The sequence below is a fragment of the Cryobacterium sp. TMN-39-2 genome (assembly GCF_004402745.1).
Classification (GTDB): domain Bacteria; phylum Actinomycetota; class Actinomycetes; order Actinomycetales; family Microbacteriaceae; genus Cryobacterium; species Cryobacterium zongtaii.
In genome coordinates this window covers 36,865-49,630 of record NZ_SOFX01000028.1, presented here as the reverse complement: position 1 = coordinate 49,630, position 12,766 = coordinate 36,865, and the positions used below count along the sequence as shown (strand labels likewise).

The 12,766-nt window shown below is 68.8% G+C and carries 17 protein-coding genes; 12 read left to right on the top strand and 5 right to left on the bottom strand.

The window, feature by feature from the left end:
- Nucleotides 1-66 precede the first annotated feature (66 nt).
- From E3O57_RS10505 to E3O57_RS10495, 3 genes are read left to right on the top strand one after another with little or no spacing between them, the layout of a single operon-like run.
- The gene (locus E3O57_RS10505; RefSeq protein ID WP_103479657.1) at nt 67-495 is read left to right on the top strand and encodes a hypothetical protein; all 429 of its coding nucleotides are present in this window, start codon (nt 67-69) and stop codon (nt 493-495) included.
- Entirely contained in the window at nt 492-1,022 is a 531-nt protein-coding gene (locus E3O57_RS10500; protein ID WP_103479656.1) for a GNAT family N-acetyltransferase, read from the top strand. Before E3O57_RS10505 ends, E3O57_RS10500 begins: the two co-directional genes overlap by 4 nt.
- Nucleotides 1,023-1,075: 53 nt before the next feature.
- The gene (locus E3O57_RS10495; RefSeq protein WP_133159808.1) at nt 1,076-3,073 is read left to right on the top strand and encodes an AarF/ABC1/UbiB kinase family protein; all 1,998 of its coding nucleotides are present in this window, start codon (nt 1,076-1,078) and stop codon (nt 3,071-3,073) included.
- A gap of 1 nt (nt 3,074) precedes the next feature.
- On the opposite strand, the gene E3O57_RS10490 is transcribed toward E3O57_RS10495, so the two are convergent.
- Nucleotides 3,075-3,623 (bottom strand): CGNR zinc finger domain-containing protein, encoded by a 549-nt coding sequence (locus E3O57_RS10490; RefSeq protein ID WP_103479655.1) that lies wholly within the window; start codon nt 3,621-3,623, stop codon nt 3,075-3,077.
- Between the two features lie 82 nt (nt 3,624-3,705).
- On the opposite strand from E3O57_RS10490, the gene E3O57_RS10485 reads away from it, so the two are divergent.
- Nucleotides 3,706-4,662, top strand: a complete 957-nt coding sequence (locus E3O57_RS10485; RefSeq protein WP_103479654.1) for a DMT family transporter — start codon at nt 3,706-3,708, stop codon at nt 4,660-4,662.
- On the opposite strand, the gene E3O57_RS10480 is transcribed toward E3O57_RS10485, so the two are convergent.
- Nucleotides 4,659-6,173 (bottom strand): MFS transporter, encoded by a 1,515-nt coding sequence (locus tag E3O57_RS10480; protein WP_103479653.1) that lies wholly within the window; start codon nt 6,171-6,173, stop codon nt 4,659-4,661. The genes E3O57_RS10485 and E3O57_RS10480 overlap by 4 nt on opposite strands.
- 117 nt (nt 6,174-6,290) lie before the next feature.
- On the opposite strand from E3O57_RS10480, the gene E3O57_RS10475 reads away from it, so the two are divergent.
- The gene (locus tag E3O57_RS10475) at nt 6,291-6,971 is read left to right on the top strand and encodes a TetR/AcrR family transcriptional regulator (protein ID WP_103479652.1); all 681 of its coding nucleotides are present in this window, start codon (nt 6,291-6,293) and stop codon (nt 6,969-6,971) included.
- Nucleotides 6,972-7,006: 35 nt separating this feature from the next.
- The gene (locus tag E3O57_RS10470; protein WP_103460775.1) at nt 7,007-7,192 is read left to right on the top strand and encodes a DUF1508 domain-containing protein; all 186 of its coding nucleotides are present in this window, start codon (nt 7,007-7,009) and stop codon (nt 7,190-7,192) included.
- Nucleotides 7,193-7,201: 9 nt separating this feature from the next.
- Here E3O57_RS10470 and E3O57_RS10465 read toward each other — a convergent pair whose 3' ends face one another.
- Complete coding sequence (locus tag E3O57_RS10465; protein ID WP_103460773.1) at nt 7,202-8,086, bottom strand: neutral zinc metallopeptidase; 885 nt, start codon at nt 8,084-8,086, stop codon at nt 7,202-7,204.
- Between the two features lie 56 nt (nt 8,087-8,142).
- Here E3O57_RS10465 and E3O57_RS10460 point away from each other — a divergent pair, with 56 nt between their 5' ends.
- From E3O57_RS10460 to E3O57_RS18690, 5 genes are read left to right on the top strand one after another with little or no spacing between them, the layout of a single operon-like run.
- The gene (locus tag E3O57_RS10460; RefSeq protein ID WP_133159807.1) at nt 8,143-8,802 is read left to right on the top strand and encodes a hypothetical protein; all 660 of its coding nucleotides are present in this window, start codon (nt 8,143-8,145) and stop codon (nt 8,800-8,802) included.
- Nucleotides 8,803-8,828: 26 nt separating this feature from the next.
- Complete coding sequence (locus E3O57_RS10455) at nt 8,829-9,494, top strand: hypothetical protein (RefSeq protein WP_103479651.1); 666 nt, start codon at nt 8,829-8,831, stop codon at nt 9,492-9,494.
- Nucleotides 9,495-9,534: 40 nt separating this feature from the next.
- On the top strand, nt 9,535-10,200 hold the full coding sequence (locus E3O57_RS10450) for an SUMF1/EgtB/PvdO family nonheme iron enzyme (protein ID WP_103460768.1): 666 nt from the start codon (nt 9,535-9,537) through the stop codon (nt 10,198-10,200).
- A gap of 48 nt (nt 10,201-10,248) precedes the next feature.
- On the top strand, nt 10,249-10,413 hold the full coding sequence (locus E3O57_RS18695; RefSeq protein ID WP_165787966.1) for a hypothetical protein: 165 nt from the start codon (nt 10,249-10,251) through the stop codon (nt 10,411-10,413).
- Nucleotides 10,414-10,469: 56 nt separating this feature from the next.
- A complete protein-coding gene (locus E3O57_RS18690; protein ID WP_165787965.1) occupies nt 10,470-10,634 on the top strand; it encodes a hypothetical protein in 165 nt (54 codons plus the stop codon).
- Here E3O57_RS18690 and E3O57_RS10445 read toward each other — a convergent pair.
- On the bottom strand, nt 10,600-11,535 hold the full coding sequence (locus E3O57_RS10445; RefSeq protein WP_103460765.1) for an alpha/beta hydrolase fold domain-containing protein: 936 nt from the start codon (nt 11,533-11,535) through the stop codon (nt 10,600-10,602). The two genes, E3O57_RS18690 and E3O57_RS10445, sit on opposite strands and share 35 nt — an antisense overlap.
- 59 nt (nt 11,536-11,594) lie before the next feature.
- On the opposite strand from E3O57_RS10445, the gene E3O57_RS10440 reads away from it, so the two are divergent.
- The gene (locus E3O57_RS10440) at nt 11,595-12,245 is read left to right on the top strand and encodes an acetoacetate decarboxylase family protein (protein WP_103460762.1); all 651 of its coding nucleotides are present in this window, start codon (nt 11,595-11,597) and stop codon (nt 12,243-12,245) included.
- Between the two features lie 55 nt (nt 12,246-12,300).
- Here E3O57_RS10440 and trxA read toward each other — a convergent pair whose 3' ends face one another.
- Nucleotides 12,301-12,684 carry a thioredoxin gene (gene trxA, locus E3O57_RS10435; protein ID WP_088455401.1) on the bottom strand — a complete coding sequence of 128 codons (384 nt, stop codon included), beginning with the start codon at nt 12,682-12,684 and terminating at the stop codon, nt 12,301-12,303.
- Between the last annotated feature and the right edge of the window lie 82 nt (nt 12,685-12,766).

Genomic DNA, 12,766 nt, shown 5'->3' with positions numbered 1-12,766 from the left:
TCGACACCTGAAATCGTAGGTACCGGGGAATGTGAGAGACGGCAGCACGCTGGGGGGAGCGCGATCATGCAACGTGAGAAGAGGGCTGGCCGGTCGATCGACGACTGCGTCAGTGAGTCCACGTCATCGTCGGCGGTGCTCGTGCGCCTCCTGCCCGACTACGCCGGCACGGTGCTCTGGTGCCCGCACCCCGTCGTGTACGCTGCCACGCAGCTCGATGCCGCCCTGGTCACCGATCTGATCCGCTGGGAGATCGACTACTACGACGCGCTGACCGAGGACTTCGGCTGGCGCACCCCGGAGCTGGCCGCCGAGTTCACCGCCACCGGCATCCGCCTGGCGATGCGGTTGGCCGTGCAGCTGGGGTCGGGTTTCGACATCGAGTTCGCATCCTACGAGGCCGGGGTGGCCACCCGCCGCTTCCGCAGTGAGTGCCCGGCCGACAACCCGCGTGCCACCGCGGCGTTCACCCTGCTGGCCCGGAGCGCCGCGTGACGCTGCGGCTGCCCGTTGTGCCCGGCGACGGCGTCACCCTCCGTGCCTTCAGGGCCACGGATGCGCCGCTGATCCAAGAGGCATCGAGGGACGAGCTGATTCCGCTGATCACCAGCGTGCCTGCCACCAATGATCACGCTGCCGCGCTGGCCTTCATCGACCGGCAGCACGAACGGTCCCGCACCGGGGAGGGCTACTCGTTCGCCATCGCCGATCCGGCCGACCGGGCCGTCGGCCAGATCGGACTCTGGCCGCGCGCCGACCCCGGCTCCGCCAGCGTGGGCTACTGGATCCGCCCCACCGCTCGCCGTCAGGGCCACGCGGCCGCGGCGCTCGGAGCGCTGGTCGACTGGGCCGGCACCCTGCCGGCGCTGGCGCGGCTCGAACTCTACGTGGAGCCCTGGAACATGGGCTCCGCCCGCACCGCCGAGCGCGCCGGTTTCGAGCGCGCCGAGCTGATGCCGGCCTGGCGGTCTGTGGGCGGAACACCCCGGGACATGGTGCGGTATGCACTCCTGCTGCACTGACTTCAACAGCGCGGTAGCCTGAGCCCCAACGGCGAGAGATTGCGGGGCACGGGTTGTTGGAATCGTTTTGGACGTGGGTCGTCATCATCCTGGTCGCCCTCGTTTTTTCCGTCGCCATCGGATTCGCCACCCGCTCCCTGCTCGGCACCACGGTGGGCTGGCTGCGCACCTTCCTGGTGGGCCTGCTGGTCTTCGTCGGGTGCTGGCCGTTCGCCTACTTCGTCTCGATTCAGGCCCAGGTGATCGCCGCCGACGGCACGCCCACGGTGCCGATCGTGGTCGTGCTGCTCTTCGTGGCCCTCGCGTTCGGCTGGGTCTTCGCGCTCGGCATGGCCATGCTGGTGGCCACCGAGGCGCTCTGGCCCACCACGGCCGCCAACCCGATCGACGCCTTCCGGGCGGCCCTGCACCGGCGCCGGCGCACCAAGCGTTACCTGCAGATCCTCACGCTGCTCTCCAAACACGGCATCGGCTGGATCCTCAACGAGAGGCCGGGCGGCGCTCCCCGCGAAGGTAAGAAGGGCGGGCGCACCCCGGATGCCCTCGTCTCGGCCATCAACGAGGCCGGTGTCACCTTCGTGAAACTCGGCCAGTTGCTCTCCACCCGGCGCGATCTGTTGCCGGCCAGCTACACCCGGGCGCTCGCCTCGCTACAGTCCGGCGCGGCGACGCTGCCGTGGCCGGCTATCCGTCAGGTGATCGAGGCCGAGATCGGCGGCCCGCTGGAGACCGTGTTCAGTCAGGTCGACGCACTGCCGCTCGCGGCGGCATCCGTCGCTCAGGTACACGCCGGAACCCTGCTGGACGGCACCCGAGTGGTGCTCAAGGTGCAACGACCGGCCGCGGCGGCTCAGGTCGCCGCGGACATCGACATCATCGTCAGGCTCGCGCAGCGCATTGAGAACCAGACCAGCTGGGGGCGCGACTTCGGCGTGGTGACCCTGGCCGAGGGCTTCGGCCGGTCGCTGCGAGACGAGCTGGACTACCGCATCGAGTTCAGCAGCACCCAACAGATCGGCAGCGTGGTGGCGTCGTCGGCGGAGAACGAGGTTCTCGTGGTGCCCCGCGTGTACGCCGAGGCCAGCTCCCGCCGGTTGCTGACCATGGACCTCATCGACGGTCTCCCGCTGAACGCCGCGGGCGAGCGGCTGAGCCGGATGGACCCCGAGGATCGTGGGGCGCTCGCCGCGGCCCTGCTGGATGCGGTTCTCGAGCAGGTGATCGTGACGGGCATCTTCCACGCCGACCTGCACCCCGGCAATCTGATGCTGCGGGCCGACGGCATGCTGGGCATGATCGACTTCGGCAACGTGGGCGTGCTGGAGCGCAGCATGCGGGAGGGCCTGGTGACGCTGCTGCTCGCGGCGACGAACGACGACGATATCGCCACGACGGATGCCCTGCTGCTGGTGGTGGAGGCGCCGCCGGATGCCGACATCCTCTCGCTGCAACGCGACCTGGGCCGCGTGCTGACGTTGAACCGGCACAGCGCCAACGGCTCGATCTTCGCCGCGATGCTCGACACCATCCGCGACCACCACCTGGCCGTGCCGACCTCGCTGGGCCAGGCGCTGCGGTCCCTGATCACCCTGGAACGCTGCCTGGACATCCTCGACCCCGACTTCGACATGGTGGAAACGGCGCTGGCCAGGGTGCCGCATTTTCTGCGGCGGCTCGTCACTCCCAAGAGCCTTCTCGGTTCGCTCCAGGCGCAGGCCGCCGTGTTGCAGGCCACGGCGCGTCGGCTGCCACGTCGGCTGGAGACCATCAGCTCTTCCCTGGCCAAGGGCACCTTCAGCCTGCGCATCCGCGCCTTCGCCGAGCCCGATGACAGGTGGTGGATCGGCTCGGTCGTCACCGAAGCCATTGGAGTACTGATCGGCATCACCGCCGTCAGCCTGGGCATCGTGCTGGTGGTCTCCGACACCGGTCCTGACCTCGTGGCGGGGGTGCGGCTGTTCGCTTTCCTCGGTGCCTCGATCGGCCTCGTCGGCTTCATCCTGCTCATCCGAGCCCTGCGCCAGCTGTTCCTGCGCCGGCCGCACCCCTGACCTAGCCCGCGGCGCGCTGCCGGAATGCGATGGTATTCATCCGGTTGCCGCAGCGGATGCTGCAGAACCGCTTCGAGCCGTTGCGGGAGAGATCCACCAGAACGCCGGCGCAGTCCTGGGCCGCGCAGGCGCGCAGCCGGCCGGTCTCGTCGGTGCGGATCACATCGACCAGGGCCAGGGCCACCTCCACCCGGATGCGTTCGGCCAGCGGAGCAGCCGGGTCGGTGGCGTGCAGGTGCCAGTCGAGTCCGTCGTGGCGCATCAACCGGGGCAGGGCCCTGGCGTTTCGCAACATGGCGTTCAGCTCCACGGCCGCGTCGTCGCGGCCGAGGAGCCAGATGTGGCGCAACAGCTCACGGGTGGCGCGCACCTCGGCCGGTTCGGCCTCGGTCCCATCGAGGCGGCCGGAGAACCGGTGGGCCACAAAGAGCGCCGTCAATTGGACGGGCGTGACGAGCTCGTCGAGACCGCTTTTGGTGGCGCCGGCGACGGTGTTGGCGAGGTCGACCGTGAACGCCAGACTCGCCTCGGTGTCAGGGGCAAAATGCACATTGACTCCTTACTCACGACCACACTATCTTCATGATCAACACCCCTTCAATTCCGTCGTCTGTCTGTCTGTGTGGAGCCCCATGACTCGCCCGTCCACCTCGCTCGGCCTGGTCATCGCCCTCATCGCCGCGGCCACGTTCGGCCTCTCCGGCGCCCTGGCCAAGCCGCTGCTCGAGAGTGGCTGGAGTCCCGCCGCGGCCGTGACCCTGCGGGTGCTCATCGGCGGCATCGTGCTCGCCCCGGTGGCCGTCATCGCGCTACACGGCCGCTGGGCGACGCTCTGGCGTGCCCGGTGGCGGGTGCCCGCGATGGCGGTCATCGGCGTGGCCGGCACCCAGCTCGCCTATTTCGCTGCGATCGAACGTATCCCGGTCGGCACCGCGGTGCTCATCGAATACATGGCCCCGCTGCTGCTCGTCGTCTGGGCCTGGGCGCGCAGCCGGCGGATGCCCAAGCGCGTCGTGCTCGTCGGCTCGATCGTGGCGCTGGCCGGCCTGATCCTCGTGGTGAACCCGACCGGGTCGGTGCGGCTGGACGTGCTCGGCCTCACTCTGGCGCTGACCGCCATGGTGGGCTGCGCCATCTACTACCTCGTGGCGGCGCAGCCCAGCGAGGGGTTGCCGGCCGTGGCGCTGGCCGGATTCGGTCTGCTGCTCGGCGGCGTGCTGCTGGGTGCCGTGGGGCTGAGCGGCTTGGTGCCCTTCACCACCTCCACCGCGGATGTGGCGATGTTCGGCGGAACGGTGCCGTGGTGGCTGCCGCTCATCATCATCGGCGTGGTGGCCACGGCCATCGCCTACTCCACCAGCATCGCCGCGAGCGAAATGCTCGGCTCCAGGCTCGCCTCGTTCGTAGGTCTACTCGAGGTGGTGGCCGCCACCTTCTACGCCTGGCTCCTGCTGGGCGAACAGCTCACCGGTCCGCAGTTGGTCGGCGGGCTGCTGATCCTGATCGGTATCGGCTTCGTGCGCTCCGAGAAGACGGATGCCGCGCTCGAGCCGGCGTCCGTTCCCCTGCTTGAGAGCAACCGACCCTAGCGGGCGACCACCGGCTCGGTCTCGGCGGCGAGGTGCGCGTTGGACAGGGACAGGCCGTGGCCCATCCGGCGGAAGAGCAGCGCCGCGATGATGCCGCCGACGGCGAAGAAACCGGCGCCCCACCAGTACGCGACGGCGTAGCTGGTCACCGCGGCCTGTGCGGCCACCTCGGCCGTGGCGGGCAGGTGCGAGGCCACATAGTCGGCCGCCGCGGTGGCCGCCAGGGTGTTCAGCAGGGCCGTGCCGATCGAGCCGCCGACCTGCTGGCTGGTGTTCACCATCGCCGACGCGACGCCGGCGAACTGGCGGTCGACGCCGAGGGTGGCGGTCTGCATCGAGGCGGGCATGATCGAGCCCATCGCGAAGCCGAGAATCATCAGCGGCGGCAACACATTGGCCGCATAGGTGCTGTCGAGGTTGAGATTGGTGAGCAGGATCATGCCGGTCGCACCCAGCGCCATGCCGAACGGCACCATGACCTTGGGGCCGAACCGCGGCACGAAGATGTTCGTCGACAGCTGCGCAGCGAGCACGAGCATCGCGATCATCGGCAGGAACGAGAAACCGGTCTGCATTGGTGTGAAGCCGAGCGACGTCTGCAGGTAATACGTGACGAACAGGAAGATGCCGAACATGCCCGCACCGGCGATCATCACCGAGAGGTAGGCGGCACCGCGGTTGCGGTCGAGCACGATCTGCAGCGGCAGCAGCGGATGCGCGGCCTTGCGCTGCCAGAGCACAAACGCGACGAGCAGCACCACGGCGCCCGCGAGCATGCCCCAGGTCAGCGGCGAGTCCCAGCCATCCGTCTCGGCGTTGGAAAAGCCGAAGACCAGGCCGAACAGCGCGGCCGAGACTAGGATCGTGCCGGGGATGTCGAGCTTGGGCCGGGGGCCGGTGCGCTGCAGGTGGTCGACGAAGATCGCGGCGCCGATGACCCCGACAATGGCGATGACCACGTTGATGTAGAGGTTCCAGCGCCAGTCGAAGTACTCGGTGAGAAAGCCACCGAGCAGCAGTCCGACGGCACCGCCCGCACCGGCGATCGCGCCGAAGACGCCGAAGGCCCGCGCCCGCTCCTTGGGGATGGTGAAGGTCGTGGTGAGCACGGCCAGGGCCGTCGGGGCCAGCAGTGCGCCGAATGCGCCCTGCAGGGCCCGGGCGGCGACCAGCCAGCCGAAGGTTCCGGCCGCGCCGCCGAGCGCGGAGGCGATCGCGAAGCCGATCAGGCCGATGATGAAGGTGCGCTTGCGCCCGATCAGGTCGGAGAGCCGGCCACCCAGCAGCAGCAGGCTGGCGAAGGCGAGCGAGTACGCGGTGACGATCCACTGGCGGTCGCCGTTGGAGAAGCCGAGGTCGGCCTGGGCGGAGGGGAGGGCAATGTTCACGACCGTGGAGTCGAGCACGACCATGAGCTGGGCGAGGGCGACCACGCTGAGGGTCCACCACCGGCGGGAGTGTGGCACGGGGGTGCTCGTCGCGACAGACGAAGCTGGCATCGTTTCAGACATAAACGCGACTCTATACGATACTGTGGAGTTCCGGATCTTAACAGTTCCTGAATTTACGCCCCGGTAACATGTGGAGGCATACAGGATTGATCCGTCACCGAAAAGGAGGTCGACGCAATGACGCAGCTCGAACCCGCCGGGGCGGCCGAGACCACCGCGGCCGAGACCAAACTGGGTCGCAAGCGTGACCACACCCGTGACCCGGAGATCTTGGCCGCGGCGCTCGAGGTGCTCGCCGAGACCGGCTTCGACGGCATGACCATCGACATGGTCGCCACCAGGGCCAAGGCCGGCAAGGCCACGCTGTACCGGCGCTGGCCCTCGAAAAACGAACTCGTCATCGACGCCGTCGCCTGCATGAAGCAGGGCGACCTGGATCAGGCCAGCCTGCCCGACACCGGAACCCTGCGCGGAGACTTCGTGGCGATGATCAAGCCACGCTCCATCGAAGACGGCGAGAAGAAGATGCAGATCATGGCCGGGCTGATGTCGATGCTCTCGGCGACGCCCGAGATGGCCGACGCGGCGAACAACGCCATCGTCAAACCGCGGGCGGCGGCCAACCGATTCCTCATGCAGCGGGCAATCGACCGCGGCGAGATCTCGCCCGAGTGCGACATCGACACCCTCTGCCTGGTCACCCCGTCGATGGCCGCCTACCGCACCCTCATCGAACGCAAGCCCGTTGACCGGGACTTCCTCATCACGCTCATCGACGGGGTGCTGCTGCCGGCGCTCGGCCTGCGCGGCGATACCGCCCTGGCTGGGCGCGGTAAGGTTGCGCCACCGGCCTCGTAGCCGGCGGAGTTCCATCTCGACGAAGAGAGCGTGTCATGTCCGGCAAGTATGAATTGACTGCAGACCGATCCGGTGGCTATGTCTTCAGGCTCAAGACCCACAGCGGTGAAGTGCTGATGACCTCGGAGAGCTACCAGACCAAAGCAGCGGCGCTCAAGGGCATTGAAGTCGTCAAGGCCGACGCCAAGGGCCGCGTCGTCGATCTGACCGAGCCCAAGTAACAGCTCGCCTCACAGCTCAGCGTCGGCCACGGCGAAGGTGTCGCAGGCCTCTGCCCCATTTGTGTAGCCCGTCTGGAACCACCTCTGGCGCATCTCGCTGGAGCCGTGCGTCCAGGTCTCCGGGTTCACCTGGCCCTGGGCCTTCTCCTGGATGCGGTCGTCTCCGATGGCGGACGCCGCGTTGAGCGCATCCGCGATCTGGGCGTCGGTGATCGGTTCGAGCAGGCGGGTGCCGTCGGCATCCGTGGTCTCGGCCGCTGAGCCGAGCCAGGCGCCCGCGAAGCAGTCGGCCTGCACCTCGACGCGGACGGCGTCGGAGCTGGGGCCGGCCTCGGACGTGTCAGTGCTGGCGAACGTGCCGGCGCGGTTCTGGATATGGTGGCCCCACTCGTGTCCGACGACGTAGAGCTGGGACAGCGGACCCGCCGTGGCGTCGAACTCGGTGCGCAGTGTGTCGTAGAACGCGGTGTCGAGGTAGATCTGCTGGTCGGCCGGGCAGTAGAACGGCCCGACGGCGCTCGTGGCTGCGCCGCAGCCGGTGTCCACCCCGTCGGTGAAAAGTTGAATGAGGGGCGAGGAATAGCTGATGCCCATTGCCGGCGCCTGCTCGGCCCAGTAGTCCTCGAGTGAGTCGCGGGTGAAACCCACCCGGCATTCCACGTCCGCGTTGGCGTCGGCGCCGAATTCACAATTCGTCAGCGCAGTGGTGTCGCCCTCGTCGCCGCCACCGGCTGTGCCGCCGCCCAGCAGGCCGGACAGGTCGACCCCCAGCAGCTGGGAGAGCAGCACGATGGCGACGAGGCCCAGGCCTCCACCGCCGACGGCGAGGCCGGTGCGGCGGCCCGATTTGCGCACACCCTGGCCGGAGTACTTGGCGTCGTCGTTAAAAGTCATTCCTCGACAATAAATGATTGCTGGCGGCTGTCGCGCCCGCCTGCCACACTGCGGTTATGAGAATCTCGGGGCTCCTCGTGCTCGCCGGCGTCACCGTCACCCTGCTCACCGTCAGCGGATGCGCCGGCAGTGACGCGCGGGGGCCTCGGTCCTCCGCGGTCCCGGGGCAGTTTCCCCGCCCCGCGGCCGCCGGTGAGGTCCTCGCGCAGGCCACGGTTCTGCAGAAGGACGGCGAGGCCCCGCAACTCTGCTTGGGCGCAGTCGCTCAGTCACTCCCGCCCCAGTGCGGCGGACCACCCATCCTCGGCTGGGACTGGGCGACTGTTGACCAGTCCGAGACGCAGTCCGGCGTCACCTGGGGCAGCTACGCCGTCACCGGAACCTGGGACGCCGCCGCGTTCACGGTGACCCGGCCGCCCATCCCGCTATCGCTCTACGACCCGCTCGCCCAGATCGATCCGCGGCTCGACGAGGCCACGCCCGGCCCGAGCGAGGAGAGTACCCTGCTGCGCCTGCAGGACGAGTTGAACGCCGCCGACTACAGCCCGGCCACGGCCTCGGACTGGTCCGAGATGCCGATCCTCTCCAACTGGACCCAAAACGGCTACCTCTGGATTTCGGTCATCTACGACGACGGCTCGATCCAGCGGTTCTTCGACGACCAGTGGGGTGCGGGCGTGGTCGCCGTGCAGTCCGCCCTGACTGACGCCGAGTGATCATCCGGCCGCCGTAGGATCGGTTCATGGCCCTCCTTCACCAAGCTGACATCACCCCGACCAAGATCGACATGCTCAGCCGCTGGGCGCCCACCCAGCCCTGGTTCGTCGGCGATGCCGGCGTGAGCGTGACGAACCTCGCCGCCTACAGGTTCGACGATCCGGACGGACAGGTCGGCATCGAGACCATCCTCATCACGGCCGGCGCCGGCCCGGTACTGCAGATTCCCGTCACGTACCGGGACGCCCCGCTCGCCGGCGCTGACGCGTCACTCATCACCACCATGCAGCACTCGGTGCTGGGGGAGCGGTGGGTCTACGACGCTACCGGCGACCCGGCCTACCTCGCGGCCGTCGCTACCGCCGCGCTCACCGGAGGCCACCAGGCCGAGCTCACCATCGAGATCGACCGGCAGATGGTGGTGCGTGAGCCCACCGCCGTCGTCGCAGGCAGCGGCACGCCCGGCGGTGCCGCCGTGACACCGCCCGCGGTGGCCGAGATCAGCATCCGGCAGGAGCCCGGCGCCACCGTCGTGACTGCCGGAACGCTGCGGATAATCGTGGCACGTGTGCTCGGCGACGACGACGTCCTGGCGAACCAGGCTCCGGATTCGGCCCATGAGGTGCTCGCCGGAACGTGGTCGGATCAGCCCACCCTGCGCGCCCTGGTCCTTGTCGCCACCCCGGCGTAACACAGCGGTGCCCTGGCGCGCGGGCCGGTACCGTGCAGGTATGCCGACGGATGCCGCCCCCAGCCTGGTCGCCGTTCCTTCGGGGACCGTGACCATGACGGATGCGCGCACCCGCCGCAGCTGGAGCGCCGATGTCGCCGCGATCGAGATCGCAGCGTATCCGCTGACCCAGGAGGAGTACGCCCAGGTCACCGGTCTTCGGCCTGCCGCGACCCTGGGCGCACGGCTGCCCGTCGAGGGAGTGTCGTGGTGGGACGCGATCCGCTTCTGCAATGCCCTATCGGAGCGGGCCGGCCTCACCCCGGCGTATCGGCTGGGCGCCGACGAAGCCATCGTTTGGGACCCCGCAGCGGAGGGCTACAGGCTGCCGACCGAGGCGGAATGGGAGCACTCCTGCCGTGCCGGAACCGCCGGACCTCGCTACGGGGACCTCGACGAGATCGCCTGGTACCGCGGCAACTCAGACGAACACCCGCACGACGTCGGCGGCAAGCAGCCGAACGCCTGGGGTCTGTACGACACGTTGGGCAGTGTCTGGGAGTGGTGCTGGGACTTCGCCGACCCCGAGCGGTACGGCACCTACCGCGTGCTGCGCGGCGGCGGCTGGTTCGACCAGCACTGGAGTTGCCGTGCTTCCGTGCGGCGGGGCAGCTACCCGGGCCTCCAGATCGACGACGTCGGTTTCCGGATCGCCCGGAACTCCTGATCGGCCTGGTCGACTGGCGACGGTAGGCATGCGAGGCTTAGCTCACCTATGGACGACGACGGATTCGATTTCGACGAGCCCGGCCCGCTCTGCCCGGCCTGCGGCATCGAGATGAGCCCCGACGGCGTCGACACGGCCGAGGGTCTCGAGTCCTGCCACCGCTGCCCGCGTTGCAAGCTCGCGATCGTCGTGCCGGGTCTCTGGCCCAACTGATCCGCCGTTAACTGCCGGGCCGGGTGTAGTTCACGGCGATGTAGCAGGATGGGCGCATGCGCATTCTTGCCATCGCCAGCCTGCTCCTCGCCGCAGTGCTCTTTGTCGTGTCGATGGTGGGCTTTGTCGTGATCGGAGAGATCGCTGCGCTGGGCCTCCTCCCCGCGCTTGGCGCATTCACCCTGGCTATCGGGGCGCAGGTGGCGTCTCGCCGACGCTGAGCGGTGTGGTCACTCCCCGGCGCAGCGCGTGCACGATCGTCGCACGGGCATCGCCGCCGATCGTCGTGGGGAGCAACGGGTACACATGCAGCTGCCCCACGGCCTCGTGGAAATCCAGGTCAACCCCCGCTGCTGCGGCCTTGCCGACGAGTAGGTGCGCATCCGGATTCAGCACGTCCCTGGAGCCGCTGAACAGGGTGAGCGGTCCCAGCCCGGCCAGGTCGCCCATCAACGGACTCACCACGGGGTCCAGGATGTCCCGGTCGCCCTTCCAGAGGCGGGCCAGAACCTCTCCGCCGGGAGTGGCGAGCCAGGGGTCGCTCGGCTGCACGGCCGGTATGCGCGGGTTGCTCCAGCTGAGATCGAGGGCGGGTGAGACCAAGACGGTCTGGGGGAGCGTGATGCCGTGCTCATCCCGCAGTGCGAGCGCGGTGGACAGGGCAATCTGGCCGCCGGCGGAATCCCCGGCGATGCAGGTGGCGCCGTACCACTGCAGGTTATCCAGCACGAGGTCGACGATTCCGGCGGCCACGACGGCTGCGGTCCCGAAGGGCACGAGTGGGTAGATCGGCACCGTGACGACGGTGTTCGCCTCCGCGGCGATCTGGGCGGCCAGATGCCAGTGCTGCCCAGCGATCTGATTCAGCCAGCCGCCGCCGTGCACGTACACCACGCTTCCGGTCGGGGTGCTGCCGAAGGGGGTGATGGTGTAGACCGGCCAGCTCCGATTGGAAACGTCTATCCGTACATCTCGGCGCATTCTGCTCGGTGGCCCGTATGGGGTCGGCCGGAGTTCGAGCTCGCGCACCCGGCGGCGCGCCCCGTCGGCCGTGGCGAACACGCGGTTCGCGCGCATGAGACGCAGAGCGGGGGCGATGAGGCTGCTCGGAACGGTGACCATGCCATCCATTCTGCATGCCACACTGAAAACGAGACCTGCACCAGGCGAAGGGACCTCCCATGACCGACAGCACCGGGTACCCGCCCGAGCCCTGGTATCTCGGCGGTTCCCTGAACGTGTCGGTGTTCCTCGTGCCGGCGGCCGGCCTGCCTGCCGGGTTCGAGCTGCCGAGCGGGCGGCGCGCGCTGCGTCTGGGTTCACGGGTCGTCGTGGGGGTCGCCGCTGTGCGTTATCTGCCCGGCGGGGTGCTCGATTACGACGAGCTGCTGGTGGCGGTGCCGAGTCTCGGGCGCGGTGGCCTGCGCGTGACCATCCCGCAGATCTGGGTCGATAGCCCCACGTCGGTGCGCGGCGGGCGCGACCTCTGGGGCATCCCCAAACACCTGGCCGTGTTTCGGCAGAGCGACCGCAGGGGTGTCACGAGTATGACCATGTCGGTCGACGGTGCCGCGGTCGCGGGCCTGCGCGCTCGCCGCGGGCTGCCCTTGCTGCCCGGGATGCGCCAGCTCACGCTGCCGGTCCTGCAAGACCTCGACGGCCGGGTGACGCTGTCACACAACCGGGTCATCGGCCGGATGGCGGGTTTGCGTGCGGCATGGCATTTTCCCGAAAACGGCCCGCTGGGCTACCTGAGCGGGCGCCGGCCGGTCCTCAACATTGCCGTGCACGATGCGGCGATCATCTTCGGCATGGATGTGAGGCGGTCATGACAGACCTGGGCGGTGACCCGGCGGCTCGCGCCGCGTACCAGTCCAGCCCGCGGGGTCAGGCCTGTGCGGTCTGCTGGGCGGCCTTCTGCTCCGCCACCTGACGGTGCACATCGTTCATGTCCAACGCCTTGACCGCGGTCACGACCTGCTCGAGTGCCGCCGGCGGCAGCGCTCCGGGCTGGGAGAACACCAGGACGCCCTCACGGAAGGCCATCAGCGTGGGGATCGACTGGATGCCGGCGGCCGCGGACAGCTGCTGCTCGGCTTCGGTGTCGACCTTGGCGAACACCACGTCGGGGTGCTGCTCGGAGGACGCCGCATAGGTCGGCGCGAACTGCTTGCACGGGCCGCACCAGTCGGCCCAGAAGTCCACCAGAACAATGTCGTTGGCTGACAGGGTCTCGCCGAATGTGGTCTCGGTCACGTCGAGGGTGCTCATGTAGGTCTCCTTGCTGAGGTTGTCGCGGACGAATTGGTTACAACCGTGGGCACCTCCCCGGTATTCCATGGGCGGCGGCGAC